This window comes from Staphylococcus sp. HMSC036D05, assembly GCF_001836225.1.
Classification (GTDB): Bacteria; Bacillota; Bacilli; order Staphylococcales; family Staphylococcaceae; genus Staphylococcus; species Staphylococcus caprae.
This window is the reverse complement of sequence record NZ_KV827783.1, coordinates 14649-31496: the sequence shown is the minus strand read 5'-3', so window position 1 is coordinate 31496 and position 16848 is coordinate 14649. Positions and strand designations below refer to the sequence as shown.

The window sequence follows — 16848 nt, the reverse complement described above, 5'->3', positions numbered from 1 at the left end:
CTTTAATATATTAACATTTTTTAGTACACATAGTCAACATTATATCTATGCTTTTATAAATTAATATAAGAGAGTGGGAAATGGTCTCTCCCACTCTCAAAGAATATCTTATTCAGTGATTTCTACTTCTTCATCAACTTCTGTTACAGGAGCTGATGTTTTCTCATATTGAATATCACTATAACGTCTCATACCAGTACCAGCTGGAATCAACTTACCTATAATAACGTTTTCTTTAAGTCCGAGTAAGTCATCGCGTTTACCTTTAATAGCCGCATCTGTAAGTACACGTGTTGTTTCTTGGAATGATGCAGCTGATAAGAAGCTTTCAGTTTCAAGAGAAGCTTTAGTAATACCAAGCAATACTGGTTTAGAAGTTGCAGGGCGTTTACGATGTTTGAATGCTTCTCTGTTAGCATCTGTAAAGCTGTGGATGTCTACAAGTGAACCTGGTAATAATTTAGTGTCACCAGCTTCGATAATACGAACTTTACGTAACATTTGTCTTACCATTACTTCAACGTGTTTATCGTCAATTTCAACACCTTGCATACGGTAAACTTTTTGTACTTCTTTAAGTAAGTAACTTTCAGTTGCATTCAAGCCAGCAACGGCTAAGTAGTTCTTAGGTTCAATAGAACCTTCTGTAAGAACTTCACCACGTTCTACAGATTGACCTACTTCTACTTTAAGTCTTGAAGTACCTGAAGCTAGATAAGATCTAGTTTCATTAGCGCCTTTAACGATGATTTCTTGTTGACGGTCTTTAGCTAATTTAATATCTTCAACGACACCTTCGATTTCAGTAATAACCGCTTGACCTTTAGGGTTACGCGCTTCGAAGATCTCTTGAATACGTGGAAGACCTTGTGTGATATCGCTTCCTGCTACACCACCTGTGTGGAATGTACGCATTGTAAGCTGTGTACCTGGTTCACCAATTGATTGAGCGGCAATTGTACCAACTGCTTCACCCACTTCAACTTTTTCACCAGTTGCAAGGTTTTTACCGTAACATTTTTCACATACACCGTGACGCGTGTTACAAGTAAATGCTGAGCGGATGTACATTTGTTCGATACCAGCATCTGTGATTTGTTTAGCGATATCTGCTGTGATGAGTTCATCTGGACGGATAATAATTTCATCAGTCTCAGGATGACGAATTGTTTCTTTAGAATAACGACCTTCGATACGTTCGATAAACGGTTCGATCATTTCTGTACCTTCTTTGATATCAGAAACTAATAAACCTCTGTCAGTACCACAGTCTTCTTCACGAACGATAACATCTTGTGCAACGTCAACAAGACGACGAGTAAGGTAACCTGAGTCAGCTGTTTTAAGGGCTGTATCAGCAAGACCTTTACGCGCACCGTGTGTAGAAATGAAGTATTCTAACACTGTTAAACCTTCACGGAATGAAGATGTGATAGGTAACTCGATGATTTTACCTGATGGTGCAGCCATTAATCCACGCATACCTGCTAATTGCGTGAAGTTAGATGCGTTACCACGGGCACCAGAGTCACTCATCATGAAGATTGGGTTTGTTTTCTCAAGTGATTGCATTAATTCGCCTTGAATTTGGTCTTTCGCATCAGTCCAAATTTCAACAACAGCGTTATAACGTTCATCTTCAGTGATTAAACCACGGTTAAATTGCTTAGTAACACGTTCAACTAATTTTTCGTGTTCGTCTAAGATATCTTGTTTGTCTGGAAGTACCACGATGTCAGATACACCAACTGTAATACCAGCTTTAGATGAGAATTTGAAACCTAAGTCTTTCATTCTATCTAACATCATAGAAGTATCTGTAATACTGAATCTGTTGAATACTTCTGCAATGATATTTCCTAAGAATTTCTTATTAAATGGCTCAATAAGTTCTTCATTTTCAAAGTATTCTTTTAAGCCACCTTCACCTAATTGTGTAGGGTCAACAAAGTATCTATCAGGTGTTGTACTTTCTAAGTTTGTTTGGCTTGGTTCATTTATATATGCGAATGAATCCGGAATAATTTCATTGAAAATAATTTTACCTACAGACGTAGCTAAAATTTTACTATTTTGTTCATCAGTGAACGTTGGATTGTTGAATGAGCTTGCATGTACACCAATACGAGTGTGTAAATGAACATAGCCATTCGCATATGCTTTTAATACTTCGTTTGTATCATTAAAGATAGCACCAGTATTAACAGCATCTTTACGTTCTAATGTTAAGTAATAGTTACCTAATACCATATCTTGAGATGGTGTAACGACCGGCTTACCATCTTTAGGGTTAAGGATGTTTTGAGCAGCTAACATTAACATACGTGCTTCGGCTTGAGCTTCTTTAGATAGAGGTACGTGAACAGCCATTTGGTCACCATCAAAGTCTGCGTTGTAAGCAGTAGTTACAAGTGGGTGAAGACGGATTGCACGTCCTTCAACTAATGTTGGTTCAAATGCTTGGATACCTAATCTGTGAAGCGTAGGCGCACGGTTAAGTAGTACTGGATGTTCAGTAATAACATCTTCTAATACGTCCCAAACTTCGTCATCCATACGTTCGATTTTACTTTTCGCATTTTTAATGTTTGTTGCGATTTCACGTTGAACTAATTCTTTCATTACAAATGGTTTGAATAGTTCAAGTGCCATTTCTTTCGGTAAACCACATTGATACATTTTCAAGCTAGGTCCTACCGCAATAACTGAACGTCCTGAGTAGTCAACACGTTTACCAAGTAAGTTTTGACGGAAACGACCTTGTTTACCTTTCAACATATGTGAAAGTGATTTCAATGGACGGTTACCTGGACCAGTTACTGGACGACCACGGCGACCGTTGTCAATTAAAGCATCTACTGCTTCTTGTAACATACGTTTTTCGTTTTGAACGATGATGCCAGGAGCACCTAAATCTAATAAACGTTTTAAACGATTGTTACGGTTGATCACACGACGATATAAATCGTTTAAATCACTTGTTGCAAAACGTCCGCCGTCTAATTGAACCATTGGACGAATTTCTGGTGGAATAATTGGAAGTACATCTAAAATCATCCATGAAGGATTATTACCAGAATTTCTAAATGATTCAACAACTTCTAAACGTTTGATTGCACGAGTTAATCTTTGACCAGTAGCTGATTCTAACTCGTCACGTAACATTTTTAATTCTTCATCTAAATCAATTTCTTCTAATAGGTCTTTAATTCCTTCAGCACCCATTTTAGCTACGAATTGATTTGGATATTTGTCATAGTATTCTCTGAATTCAGCTTCAGATAGTAAAGTTTTCTTTTCTAAACCAGTTGGACCTGGATCAACTACAACATAAGAAGCGAAGTAGATGACTTCTTCTAATGCTCTTGGAGACATATCAAGCAATAGACCCATACGACTTGGAATTCCTTTGAAATACCAAATATGTGATACAGGTGCTGCTAATTCTATGTGTCCCATTCTTTCACGACGCACTTTTGATTTAGTTACTTCAACGCCACATCTATCACATACCATACCTTTGTAGCGTACACGTTTGTACTTACCACAACTACATTCCCAGTCTTTCGTAGGTCCGAAAATTCTTTCACAGAAAAGACCATCTTTTTCTGGTTTTAAAGTACGATAGTTTATTGTTTCAGGTTTCTTAACTTCACCATAAGACCAAGAACGAATTTTTTCAGGTGAAGCTAATCCTATTTTCATATAATGGAAATTATTTACATCAATCAAGGAGCCTACCTCCTTCAATTTAGATTAGCTGTGCTATTTGATTGATTTACATTCATTGAAATCGAATACCTTAAAGAGGTTGAAATGGCAACCATCTCATAACCTCTTTAGGATTCATTTATCTTAAGTGCTTATTAATCAGTTGTTTCTTTTTGTGATTCGGGAGCATTTTTTTGTTGTAAATCTACTTTGCGTTCAGTTGCATCTTCATCATCAACGTCCGCCATTTCAATTTCGTTGTCTTGCTCGTCCATCACTTTAACATCTAATCCTAAACTTTGTAATTCTTTCATCAATACTCTGAATGATTCTGGAACACTTGGTCTAGAGATATTTTCACCTTTAACGATAGATTCGTAAGTTTTAACACGACCTACTGTATCGTCAGATTTATAAGTTAAGATTTCTTGTAATGTGTATGCAGCACCATATGCTTCAAGTGCCCATACCTCCATCTCACCGAAACGTTGACCACCGAATTGTGCTTTACCACCAAGTGGTTGTTGTGTAACAAGTGAGTATGGTCCAGTTGAACGTGCGTGTAATTTATCGTCAACCATGTGAGCAAGTTTAAGCATGTACATGACACCTACAGAAATACGGTTATCGAATGGTTCACCTGTACGTCCATCGTATAATACAGTTTTACCATCACGAGCCATTCCTGCTTCTTCAATTGTTGACCATACATCATCATCGTTTGCACCATCGAATACTGGAGATGCTACATGGATGCCTAAGTTCTTAGCAGCCATACCTAAATGCAACTCAAGTACTTGTCCGATGTTCATACGTGATGGTACACCAAGTGGGTTTAACATGATGTCGATTGGACGACCATCTGGTAAGTATGGCATATCTTCTTCAGGAACAATTTTAGAGATAACACCTTTGTTACCGTGACGACCACACATTTTGTCCCCTACATGAATTTTACGTTTTTGAACGATATAAACACGTACCAATTGGTTTACACCTGGAGATAACGTATCATCGCCTTCTTCACGATTGAATACTTTAACATCTAGAACGATACCGCCTGCACCATGTGGTACACGTAATGATGTATCGCGGACTTCACGAGCCTTTTCACCGAAGATAGCATGTAATAATCTTTCTTCAGCTGTTAATTCAGTTACACCTTTAGGCGTTACTTTACCTACTAAGATGTCACCGTCTTTAACTTCAGCACCAACATAAACGATACCGCGATCGTCTAAGTTTTTAAGTGCACTTTCAGATACGTTAGGAATGTCACGAGTAATTTCTTCAGGTCCTAACTTAGTATCACGAGCTTCAGATTCATATTCTTCAATGTGAATAGAAGTATAAACGTCATCTTTAACTAAACGTTCACTCATGATAACAGCATCCTCGTAGTTATAACCGTCCCAAGTCATGAAACCAACTACAACGTTACGTCCTAATGCCATTTCACCTAATTCCATTGAAGGACCGTCAGCTAAAATTTCATTGTATTCTACTACATCACCAACAGAAACAATTGGACGTTGGTTATAACATGTACCAGAGTTTGAACGTTTGAATTTAGCTAATGGGTAACGATCTAATTCACCTTCATGTTCAGTGCCGTTTTCTTCTACTAAACGACGTACTAATACTTCGTTAGATTCAACGTGTTCAACGCGTCCTCTATGTTTAGCAGTAATCGCTGCACCTGAATCACGTGCGGCTACATGTTCCATACCTGTACCAACAAATGGCGCTTCTGGATTCATCAATGGTACTGCTTGACGTTGCATGTTCGCACCCATTAATGCACGGTTAGAGTCATCATTTTCTAAGAATGGAATACAAGCTGTCGCTGCAGATACTACTTGTTTAGGAGATACATCCATGTAGTCCATTTTCTCTTTAGCCATAACTGTGTTATTACCACGGAAACGACAAACAACTTCGTCATCTAAGAAACGACCATTTTCGTCTAAACGAGAGTTCGCTTGGGCAACAACGTAACTATCTTCTTCATCAGCAGTTAAGTAATCAATTTGGTCAGTGATAGAGTTCGTATCTAAATCTACTTTACGATAAGGTGTTTCAATAAAACCAAATTCATTTACTCGTGCATAACTTGATAATGAGTTGATTAAACCAATGTTTGGCCCCTCAGGTGTTTCGATTGGACACATACGGCCATAGTGAGAATAGTGAACGTCACGCACTTCCATTTGGGCACGTTCACGCGTTAAACCACCAGGTCCTAATGCTGATAGACGACGTTTATGAGTCAACTCAGCTAATGGGTTAGCTTGGTCCATGAATTGCGATAATTGTGAACTTCCGAAGAATTCTTTAATAGACGCAATAACCGGACGAATGTTGATTAATTGTTGTGGTGTGATTGAATCAGTGTCTTGAATAGACATTCTTTCACGAACAACACGTTCCATTCTTGATAAACCGATACGGAATTGGTTCTGTAAAAGTTCACCAACTGAACGTAAACGACGGTTACCTAAGTGGTCGATATCATCTGTATAACCAATACCATTTAATAAGTTGAAGAAATAACTCATTGACGCAATGATATCAGCTGGTGTAATACATTTAACTTCTGAATCTGGTAATGCATTACCAATTACAGTAGTTGTGCGACCTTCTTCATCATTAGGTACATAGACTTTAATTGATTGAATTTCAACAGGTTCGTCAATAACGCTACCTTCTAATTCGAAAACTTCACTGTTAGCGTTTGTTTCTAAAACGTCCATGATTTCCTCAATTTTACGACGATCTAATACAGTACCTTCTTCAGCTACAATCTCACCTGTTTCACTATTAACAATAGGTTCTGCTAATTTTTGATTAAATAAACGGTGTTTTAAATGTAACTTTTTGTTAGCTTTGTAACGACCAACACTTGCTAAATCATAACGTTTAGGGTCGAAGAAGCGTGAGTATAATAAGCTTTTAGCATTTTCAACTGTTGGTGGTTCGCCAGGACGTAAACGTTCATAAATTTCTAATAATGCTTGTTCAGTATTTTCAGTACCATCTTTTTCTAATGTATTACGTAAATATTCACTCTCACCTAGTAAATCAACAATTTCTTGATCAGTTGAGAAACCTAGAGCACGTAATAATACTGTCAATGGTAATTTACGAGTTCTATCGATACGAACGTATACTACATCTTTCGCATCTGTTTCATACTCTAACCAAGCACCACGGTTAGGAATGATAGTTGCATCGTAGTTTTCGCGTCCATTTTTATCAATTTTCTCGTTGAAATAAACGGATGGTGAACGTACTAATTGAGAAACGATAACACGTTCAGCACCATTGATAACGAATGTACCTGTGTCAGTCATTAATGGGAAATCACCCATGAAGACTTCTTGTTCCTTCACTTCGCCTGTTTCTTTAATAATGAGACGTACTTTCACACGAAGAGGTGCAGCATAAGTAGCGTCACGGTTTTTAGATTCTTCTAAATCGTATTTCGGATCACCTAATCTATAATCTACAAATTCTAAAGATAGGTTGCCTGTGAAATCTTCAATTGGAGAAATGTCTCTAAACATTTCTAATAAACCTTCTTTAAGGAACCAATCGTAAGATTTAGTTTGAATTTCTATTAAGTTTGGTAATTCTAATACTTCTGAAATTCTCGCGTAATTTCTACGTTTACGATGTCTTCCATATTGGACAACTTGACCTGCCAAACAGATTCACCCCTCAAAAATTGTGTGTTTTACTGATACTTTTTAAAAGGAAACAATAACGAATATAAAAGACAAAAAGAAAACGGCAACACTTATGATGACACCATTTTCGATTTATATTTATACTTAATTTATTTATCCTTTTTACGTAAAAGTACACACTTATTGAACATAAATTTTTACATTTTATAACTATATCAGAATACGATTTTGAAATCAACCTTTTGAACTTTTCAAAATATAATATCCCTTACTCTTATTAACAACTTCTACGTTATTAAAAAGAGCTTCCATCTTTTTCTTCGCAGATGGCATACCTTGTTTCTTTTGAATCACAACGTAAAGTTCGCCCTGTGCTTTAAGCTTTTCATAAGCTTCTTCAAAAATACGATGCACAATATCTTTACCTGCACGAATGGGTGGATTAGTTAAAACATAATCAAATCGTTGATTATCTACATCTGATAAACAATCACTTTCAATAATTTCAGCGTTTTCAATTTGATTTTTTGTTTTATTTATTTCCGCAAGCGCTAGAGCCCTGTTATTAACGTCTAGTAATGACAGCTGATGATGCGGAGAAATCTTTGCAATTGTTAAACCAATTGGCCCATATCCACACCCTACATCTGCAATATGTTTACTAGGACCTGGAGGATGCTCTTTCAAAAAGGTTTGAATCAGTAAGTCTGAACCAAAATCTACTTTATCTTTCGAGAATACTCCTGCATCCGTAGTGAACTCTAGACGTGTTTTATCGAAATGATAGCTAATTTTCTTTTGATTACTTTTCACTTCTGGATTTTCATCATAATAGTGACCCATTTCTCCACCTCGAATCAAATTTATCAAATACGCATGTGCGTGATTACAAAATACTATATATTACCATAAACTAACTAAAAACCCCGTTATCGCAATAACGGGGTTTTAATTTCTCAAAGAATTCAGGTTGTATGCATGTTGACTAGACTAAAGAAGTTGGTCGAACATGACGTTTCAACCTAACTATTTAATTAGAAAGTAGAAACTATTTTAATTCTACAGTAGCTCCAACTTCTTCTAATTGTTCTTTAAGTTTTTCAGCGTCTTCTTTAGGCATAGCTTCTTTAATTACTTTAGGAGCTCCGTCTACTAATTCTTTAGCATCTTTTAAGCCTAAGCCAGTTGCTTCTTTAACTGCTTTAACAACTTTGATTTTTGAAGATCCAGCTGAAGTTAATTCAACATCAAATTCAGTTTTTTCAGCTGCTGCGTCGCCGCCACCAGCTGCGCCTGCTGCTGCTACTGGAGCTGCTGCAGTTACACCAAATTCTTCTTCAATTGCTTTTACTAAATCGTTTAATTCTAATACTGACATTTCTTTAATTGCTTCAATGATTTGTTCTTGATTAGCCATTTTATAATTCCTCCATTAATTTTAATTTTATTATGCGCAATTATTCAGCGCTCTCTTCTTTTTGTTCACCAACGGCTTTAACTGCATAAGCGAAGTTGCGTACTGGAGCTTGTAATACTGATAAAAGCATTGATACAAGACCATCGTGTGAAGGTAATGAACCAACAGTTTTAACTTCTTCAGCTGAGATTACGCTACCTTCCATAACGCCTGTTTTAACTTCTAAAGCTTCGTGTTCTTTAGCAAATCCTGCGATAACTTTCGCTGGAGCTACAACATCTTCAGTTGAAGTTGCGATAGCTGTTGGACCTGTTAAGAATTCATCTAAGCCTTCGATACCTGCTTGTTCAGCTGCACGACGAACCATAGTGTTTTTGTAAACTTTGTACTCAACACCAGCTTCACGTAATTGTGAACGTAATTCAGTAACTTCTGCTACTGTTAAACCACGGTAGTCAACGATAACTGTTGATACTGAATTTTTAAGTTGTTCAGCAATTGCATCTACTTGTTGTTTTTTTGCTTCAATGATAGCAGACATTCAGACACCTCCATTTATATTTTTTGGTGCTTTTTTTAATTGCAATAAAAAAAGCACTTTCTACCCACGGCAAAAAGTGCTTGAAAGATCATTAATCATCACGTTCAAGTCAATTTTAGCCTCGGTAGGATAAGTTTTAAGTTATAAATAACTCCTACTGTCTTAGGTAAAATAATCACAATTAATAATATAACTGCTTTGATGTAATAAGTCAACAAAAAATTTACAGACCGAAAGATTGCTTCCTTCAGTCTGTAATCGTGTTGACTATTTTAAATTTATAGTTTGAAAGATGAAGTATCAACTTTAACTCCAGGACCCATTGTTGTAGTAACAGCAACAGATTTGAAGTAAGTACCTTTAGCAGAAGATGGTTTAGCTTTTGCTAAAACGTCTTGTAAAGCTTTGAAGTTTTCAACTAATTTTTCATCGTCAAATGAAACTTTACCGATAGAAGCATGTACGATACCAGCTTTTTCAGCACGGTATTCTACTTTACCAGCTTTGATTTCTTCAACTGCTTTTTTAACGTCCATCGTTACTGTACCAGTTTTAGGGTTTGGCATTAAACCTTTAGGTCCTAATACACGACCTAATTTACCAACTTCGCCCATCATGTCTGGAGTAGCTACAACTACGTCAAAGTCAAACCAACCTTGTTGGATTTTTTGTACGTAATCTGCTTCGCCTACGTAATCTGCACCTGCTTCTTCAGCTTCAGTGATTTTATCGCCTTTAGCGAATACTAATACACGTTGAGATTTACCAGTTCCGTTTGGTAAAACAACTGCACCACGGATTTGTTGGTCATTCTTACGTGTATCAATTCCTAAACGGAATGCTACTTCAACAGATGCGTCAAAGTTAGCAATGCTAGTTTCTTTAGCTAATTTAATTGCTTCTTCAACACTGTAGTGTTGCGTACGGTCAACTTTACTAGCTGCTTCTTGATACTTTTTACCTTTTTTAGCCATTTATTGTTCCTCCTTTAGTGGTTTTAGCGGAATTTCCTCCCACATTTACTTGCCTCTTGCAAGTTAAGAGCAGATAACAGTGGAAATTGAGTGAGATGATCATCTTATCTTTAACGAATGATTGCATTATCTCAACCTCATATGAATAGACAATATCAATTGTTTACCTTCTCTGTTACCTGCTTTTATCGTCTAAATTAAGTTCGTTTAAAAAAATTAATTTATAGTTTAACTTCAATTATTCTACAGTGATACCCATGCTACGTGCAGTACCTTCGATAATACGCATAGCTGCTTCTTCGTCTGCAGCGTTTAAGTCTTGCATTTTAGTTTGAGCAATTTCGCGTACTTGATCTTTAGTTACTGATGCAACTTTTGTTTTATTAGGTTCACCTGAACCTTTTTCTACGCCAGCTGCTTTTTTAAGTAGTACTGGAGCCGGTGGTGTTTTAGTAATGAATGTGAATGAACGGTCTTCATAAACACTAATTTCTACCGGAATGATTAAACCTGCTTGTTCTTGAGTACGTGCATTGAACTCTTTACAGAATCCCATGATGTTCACACCTGCTTGACCTAATGCTGGACCAACTGGTGGTGCTGGGTTCGCTTTACCTGCAGGAATTTGCAATTTAACTACTTTTTCTACTTTTTTAGCCACGATGTGCACCTCCTTGATATCGTGATGTGGTCACAGGGCTCAGTTTTGCCCTCCCACTCTTAAACATTTCGTGACGAAATGAACGCTCTAAAAGCGCGACCACATTATTTTAACACTCGCCCTATCGAAAAATCAATAGTAAAATTTCATCTTTTAATTGAAAGTTTTTTATTGTTTTTCAAATGAGCCTTTATAAATTCAGATTAAAGCTTTTCTATTTGATCGAATTCAACTTCTACTGGTGTTTCACGACCAAACATATCTACAAGTACAGTTAATTTAAATTTATCAGCTTCAATTTCTTGTACTTCGCCAACTTGATTTGCAAAAGGTCCTGATTTAATGCGAACTTGTTCACCTACGTCAAGTTCAACATCAATTGTTTTCTCTTTAAGTCCCATTTGCTTAAGAATGAAGCGCACTTCTTCAGGAAGTAGCGGGTTCGGTTTTGAACCTGCTCCTGCTGAACCTACGAACCCTGTAACACCAGGTGTATTTCTAACTACATACCATGATTCATCAGTCATTACTAATTCTACAAGTACGTAGCCAGGGAATGTTTTTTTAACAAGTTTCTTCGCTTTACCGTCTTTAACTTGTGTTTCTTCCTCTTCTGGTATGACAACTCTGAAAATCTGTTCTGTCATATTCATAGATTCTACTCTTTTTTCTAAATTCTTTTTAACTTTGTTTTCATATCCAGAATAGGTATGCACAGCATACCAACGCTTTGCGCCCACTTCTTCAGACATGTCTTCACTCCTAACCTAATAATAATTGTTTCAATGCATTAATTCCTATATCTAACGCATAGAAAAAGACTAAGAAGAAAATAACTGTAGATACAACGATTACAGTATATTTGAACAATTCTTCTTTTGTTGGCCAACTTGTCTTTTCCATTTCTGACTTAACGCCTTTAAAGAAGTTCTCTTTTTTAGCCATTAGTAAGACCTCCACATTTTCAGACTCGATTCTAAGTCACATTCAACTTAATATTACTCTATTTTGATTCTTTATGAACTGTATGCGCATTACACTTTGGGCAATACTTTTTTAAAGTTAATCTTGTTGCTGAACCTTCCTTTTTAGGGACATTATAATTTCGATTGCCGCAAACTTCACAATTTAAAGGTACTTTCTTCACGTTTATTCACCTTTACTCATTATAATACCAATATACTATACATAAATGTCGTTATAAATGTCAAACTTCCTTTTCTGGTTGAAATTGCTTAGATAATAAGAATTATCATACATATATTACTTCTTTAATTGCCGTTTCATTTTAATTTTACAACGTTGTATAGCATTGTAAACGTCTTTATCTCTTAATCTTAATATATGTGCTATTTCTCTCGGTTTATACTCTCTTCTTACTAAATGTATAATCTTCTTTTCCATTCTGCTTAATGTAAATACTTGTTTGTTGAATTCCTTCGACAATTCCTTTCTGAAAAATGACCGCTCAACTTCATCAATTGCTAAAGCACAATTGTAATCCACTACACACTCATTTATAAGTAATGGCTCACGGTGGCGTTCAGCTTTCAACTTTCTCAAATAGTCATATTTAACAGAACGGATAAGAAAATATAAATACCTTTTAAATGGTATAGACCTACTAAAATCAAAATTTTGAAGAGCTAGATACATTTTTATGAGAATATCTTGATACATATCTTCAATATCAAATTGATTTGATGTTAAGTAACCAATCTTTCTAAAAATAAATGGCCTTAATTCTTCAAGTAACGTTATAAATAATTGATCAATGTCTTCATTTGCATCAGTAAAATAACACTTTGATGTTTGCTCGTGATGTTTATTATTCAAACTGATTTACCTAACCTTCCGTATAAATTTAGGTTAGTTTAAATGAAGTAAGGTCAAATTCGCAATAGTACCAAATCAGTCTTTATGATGGTTTCCGCGTCTTATTTTTTCAAATTCTTCTAGTATTTCATTTGATAGCTGAATTCGAGTTCTTGGCTTCTTTTCACTAAAATCATCAATGGATTTACTCACTGTTATTTCATTTTCTTTTAAATCGCGCCACATTTCTCTTGAGGAAATACGGTAGGCACCTGACCCAAATATTGCATGTTGTTCACTCATATCGCTCGTTACAACAGTAATATGCGTTGTATGTTTGTCATATAGCTCATAGACATAGCGCTCAATAAAGCTATCTGCAGTTTCCTTTTCTTTAGTGAACACTGTTTTTACACCGTGATACACATATTCTCGTTCGATACCTGATTGTTCATACGCATCAAAAACACAAACAATTTCATCTGCAATCAGTGCATTGTAATTCGCAATAGCGTCTAAAAGTTGTTCTCGTGCTTCTTCTAAACTTTCTTTAGCTACCGCACTGAGTGTCGGCGATTGACCTATCATGTTATAGCCATCGATAATTAAATATCTTTCTTTCATGAGGATGCCTCAGTTTCATTTCTTTTACGGAAAACTTCATACATCATCAAACTCGCTGCTACAGAAGCGTTAAGACTATTTACATGACCGACCATAGGTATTTTAATGTAAAAGTCGCATTTATCACTGACTAAGCGACTCATACCTTGACCTTCACTGCCAATAACGATAGCTAAAGACATATCCGCTTGTAAGTCTCTATAATCTGTAGCATTATTCGCTGCAGTGCCTGCAACCCAAAAACCATTATCCTTTAATTCGTCAATCGTTTTTGAAAGGTTAGTTACACGAATAACTGGAACATGTTGTATTGCACCTGTTGAAGCTTTAGCAACAGTTTGTGTTAAGGCTACTGAACGTCTTTTAGGTATGATAACGCCATCGACACCAGAAGCATCAGCAGTTCTTAATATTGAACCCAGATTATGCGGATCTTCTAAACCATCCAAAATCATTACAGTAGAAAAACCATCTTTATCTTTTTGACTTTGTAAAAATTGGTCAAAATCTGCATATTCATATGGGGCGACTAATGCAGCAACGCCTTGGTGAGGTGCATTTGATAAAAAATCTAATTTAGATTTCGGTACTGTTTGAACAATCAGTTTTTGAGCTTTTGCATTTTTTAAAATTTCGTTGATTTGTTGTTTTTTTATACCATCTTGAATCAAAATTTTATTAATGGCATGGCCTGAAATAATTGCCTCTTTAACTGCATGTCTGCCTACTATGACGATATCTTCCACATCCACACTACCTTTCATTTACTATTTCAACAATGTTATGAAGTAATTCTTCTAAACGCGTTTGTTGATGATCTAAATATAAAAAACCTATAACAGCTTCTAATGCTGAACTTTTTCGATATGTTTGAATATCTGTATTTTTAGCTTTTGTGTAACTTTTAGCGTTGCGCCCTCTTTTCAAGACATTCAACTCTTCTTCAGTGAACCAATCATCTGAGATTAATCGTTCTAATGTCTGTGCTTGACTTTTAGCAGAAACATATTGTTTTGATACTTGGTGTAAACGATTGGGTTTACTTTGCAACTTAAGAACAATGTATTCTCGAATATGTTGATCCAAAACAGCATCGCCCATGTATGCAAGTGTAAGCGGATTTAACAATTTAACATTCATCATTTAACCACGCTTAAATCTTACACCTTGTGGTGTATCTTCTAAAATAATGTTGCGTTCTTTAAGCATATCTCTAATTTCATCCGCACGAGCGAAATCTTTATTTTTACGGGCTTCATTACGCTCTTCTATTAATTTCTCAATCTCTTCATCTAATAACTCATCAGCTTCTTTTCCTTTAAGGGGAACGCCAAGAACATCACTAAAGATTTGATATACTTCTTTAAATTTATTGAATACCTTTGTGGAAGTTGTATTTTCAAGAACATATTTATTAGCGAGTTTAGCTAAATCATACCATGCAGTTACAGCATTGGCAGTGTTGAAGTCGTCATCCATTACAGTTTCGAATTGTTTAAGAATTTCATCAATTTGGTTCATATATTCTGTGTGTTCTTCTAAATCTGTAGCAATCGCTTCACGTTCTTCTATAAGTTTATAGCTGTTACGTATACGTTCTAAACCGCTTCGAGCTGCACCCACAAGTTCTAAATTATAATTGATAGGACTACGATAATGTACACTAATCATGAAGAATCGAAGCACATCAGGATCTATTTCTTTAATAATGTCATGCACTAAAATAAAGTTACCTAATGACTTACTCATTTTTTCATTGTCGATATTAATAAAACCGTTATGCATCCAGTAGTTAGCAAATGGTGCGTGATTGTGTGCTTCTGATTGGGCAATTTCATTTTCATGGTGTGGGAATTGTAAATCGGAACCACCAGCATGAATATCTATCGTTGGTCCTAACTCGTGGTAAGCCATTACAGAGCATTCAATATGCCAACCTGGACGGCCTTCACCGAATGGACTATCCCAGCTAATTTCTCCAGGTTTCGCTTTCTTCCATAACGTAAAGTCTAGGGCGTCTTCCTTTTGCTCACCGGCTTCAATTCGTGCACCTACTTTGAGGTCATCTAACGATTGATGGCTGAGTTTACCATATCCATCAAACTGACGTGTTCTAAAATAAACATCGCCATCACTTTCATAAGCATATCCTTCATCTACGAGTTCTTTGATGAAATCAATAATTTCTTGCATATGATTCATCACGCGTGGATTTGATGTTGCTTTTTTGACGTTTAAAGCGCCAACATCTTCGTAAAATGCTTTGATATATTTCTCAGCAATTTCTGGAACACTTTCATTTAATTCCTTAGAGCGATTGATTAACTTATCATCTACATCAGTAAAATTTGAAACGTAAATAACTTCGTATCCTTTATATTCAAAATATCTTCTGACTACATCATAATTAATTGCAGGTCGTGCATTCCCGATGTGAATATAATTGTAAACCGTCGGACCACACACATACATTTTCACCTTACCTGGTTCAATCGGCTCAAATGTTTCTTTCCGACGTGTTAACGTATTATATAATGTAATCATCTTGAATCTCTCCATTCTTAGCTTTTTCAAGTTGTCGTTCTAAATGTTTGATTTGTTCGAAAAGTGGATCCGGTAAATTACGATGGTCAAATGTTTTACCAATTCGTTTGCCTTCTTGCTTAACAATGTGACCTGGAATACCGACAACAGTTGTATAACTTGGTACAGATTGTAGTACAACAGAATTCGCACCAATATTTACATTTGAATCAATTTGTATATTACCTAAAACTTTAGAACCTGCGGCGATTAAAACATTATCTCCAATATCAGGATGACGTTTTCCTTTCTCTTTTCCTGTACCACCTAGTGTCACACCTTGGTAAATTGTGACATTATCCCCGATTGTACATGTTTCACCAATAACGACACCCATACCATGGTCAATAAATAAACGTTTACCTATTTTAGCACCAGGATGAATTTCTATTCCTGTGAAAAATCGTGACACTTGTGAAATAACTCTCGCTGCAACATAGCGCTTTTTATTATAAAGTTTATGCGCTACTAAATGACTCCATACTGCATGTAATCCCGCGTAAGTAGTAACAACTTCTAAAGTTGAGCGTGCTGCTGGATCCTGTTCAAACACCATTTTTATATCGTCTCTCATTCTTTTTAACAAGACCTTCTCCCCCTTAGCCTAATCAAATTGATTTTTATTTCATCAATGCTTTTTTAATACATGTGCCTGATTTAAAAATTCATGATATCAAAATAGCGCCTCTAACAATTCAGTTGCTAGAGGCGCTATCGCACGGTTCCACTCTTCATTCAGCAATGATACTTATAATCGTATTCATTACTCTCATTATCATTATTTATTTAAAGTAGCAAAGGTGCATTCATTAATCTATATGGTATGCTCGCAG

The 16848-nt window shown here is 36.0% G+C and carries 16 protein-coding genes and 1 other annotated feature; all 16 genes read right to left on the bottom strand.

All coding sequences use genetic code 11. From position 1 onward, the window contains the following. Positions 1–108: 108 nt before the first annotated feature. Positions 109–3705, bottom strand: a complete 3597-nt coding sequence (gene rpoC / locus HMPREF2580_RS10265; protein ID WP_002441104.1) for a DNA-directed RNA polymerase subunit beta' — start codon at positions 3703–3705, stop codon at positions 109–111. A 161-nt stretch (positions 3706–3866) separates the two neighbouring features. Then, positions 3867–7418, bottom strand: a complete 3552-nt coding sequence (gene rpoB / locus HMPREF2580_RS10260; protein WP_070832700.1) for a DNA-directed RNA polymerase subunit beta — start codon at positions 7416–7418, stop codon at positions 3867–3869. 216 nt (positions 7419–7634) lie between these two features. Next, a complete protein-coding gene (locus HMPREF2580_RS10255) occupies positions 7635–8243 on the bottom strand; it encodes a class I SAM-dependent methyltransferase (RefSeq protein WP_070832674.1) in 609 nt (202 codons plus the stop codon). A gap of 205 nt (positions 8244–8448) precedes the next feature. Further along, on the bottom strand, positions 8449–8817 hold the full coding sequence (gene rplL / locus HMPREF2580_RS10250; protein WP_002433406.1) for a 50S ribosomal protein L7/L12: 369 nt from the start codon (positions 8815–8817) through the stop codon (positions 8449–8451). Positions 8818–8857: 40 nt separating this feature from the next. Continuing rightward, the gene (gene rplJ, locus HMPREF2580_RS10245; protein ID WP_002441098.1) at positions 8858–9358 is read right to left on the bottom strand and encodes a 50S ribosomal protein L10; all 501 of its coding nucleotides are present in this window, start codon (positions 9356–9358) and stop codon (positions 8858–8860) included. A gap of 38 nt (positions 9359–9396) precedes the next feature. Next, positions 9397–9543 (bottom strand) — a sequence feature (ribosomal protein L10 leader region). Between the two features lie 93 nt (positions 9544–9636). Then, positions 9637–10332, bottom strand: a complete 696-nt coding sequence (gene rplA / locus HMPREF2580_RS10240) for a 50S ribosomal protein L1 (protein ID WP_002441096.1) — start codon at positions 10330–10332, stop codon at positions 9637–9639. 238 nt (positions 10333–10570) lie between these two features. Continuing rightward, on the bottom strand, positions 10571–10993 hold the full coding sequence (gene rplK, locus HMPREF2580_RS10235) for a 50S ribosomal protein L11 (protein ID WP_002433084.1): 423 nt from the start codon (positions 10991–10993) through the stop codon (positions 10571–10573). Positions 10994–11196: 203 nt separating this feature from the next. Then, positions 11197–11745 (bottom strand): transcription termination/antitermination protein NusG, encoded by a 549-nt coding sequence (nusG, locus tag HMPREF2580_RS10230; RefSeq protein WP_002441094.1) that lies wholly within the window; start codon positions 11743–11745, stop codon positions 11197–11199. A 10-nt stretch (positions 11746–11755) separates the two neighbouring features. Beyond that, a complete protein-coding gene (gene secE, locus HMPREF2580_RS10225; RefSeq protein WP_037541116.1) occupies positions 11756–11938 on the bottom strand; it encodes a preprotein translocase subunit SecE in 183 nt (60 codons plus the stop codon). 58 nt (positions 11939–11996) lie between these two features. After that, positions 11997–12140 carry a 50S ribosomal protein L33 gene (gene rpmG / locus HMPREF2580_RS10220; protein ID WP_002441090.1) on the bottom strand — a complete coding sequence of 48 codons (144 nt, stop codon included), beginning with the start codon at positions 12138–12140 and terminating at the stop codon, positions 11997–11999. A 116-nt stretch (positions 12141–12256) separates the two neighbouring features. Then, a complete protein-coding gene (locus tag HMPREF2580_RS10215; protein ID WP_176747481.1) occupies positions 12257–12835 on the bottom strand; it encodes a sigma-70 family RNA polymerase sigma factor in 579 nt (192 codons plus the stop codon). A gap of 69 nt (positions 12836–12904) precedes the next feature. After that, positions 12905–13432 (bottom strand): NYN domain-containing protein, encoded by a 528-nt coding sequence (locus tag HMPREF2580_RS10210; RefSeq protein ID WP_002441085.1) that lies wholly within the window; start codon positions 13430–13432, stop codon positions 12905–12907. After that, positions 13429–14178: a 23S rRNA (guanosine(2251)-2'-O)-methyltransferase RlmB gene (gene rlmB, locus HMPREF2580_RS10205; RefSeq protein WP_037541526.1), complete on the bottom strand. Its 750-nt coding sequence runs from the start codon at positions 14176–14178 to the stop codon at positions 13429–13431. Before rlmB ends, HMPREF2580_RS10210 begins: the two co-directional genes overlap by 4 nt. 7 nt (positions 14179–14185) lie before the next feature. Next, a complete protein-coding gene (locus tag HMPREF2580_RS10200; protein ID WP_037541525.1) occupies positions 14186–14572 on the bottom strand; it encodes a Mini-ribonuclease 3 in 387 nt (128 codons plus the stop codon). Between the two features lie 3 nt (positions 14573–14575). Next, on the bottom strand, positions 14576–15976 hold the full coding sequence (cysS, locus tag HMPREF2580_RS10195) for a cysteine--tRNA ligase (protein ID WP_070832668.1): 1401 nt from the start codon (positions 15974–15976) through the stop codon (positions 14576–14578). Then, positions 15960–16589, bottom strand: coding sequence for a serine O-acetyltransferase (cysE, locus tag HMPREF2580_RS10190; RefSeq protein WP_002441077.1), 630 nt, complete (start codon positions 16587–16589; stop codon positions 15960–15962). Before cysE ends, cysS begins: the two co-directional genes overlap by 17 nt. Between the last annotated feature and the right edge of the window lie 259 nt (positions 16590–16848).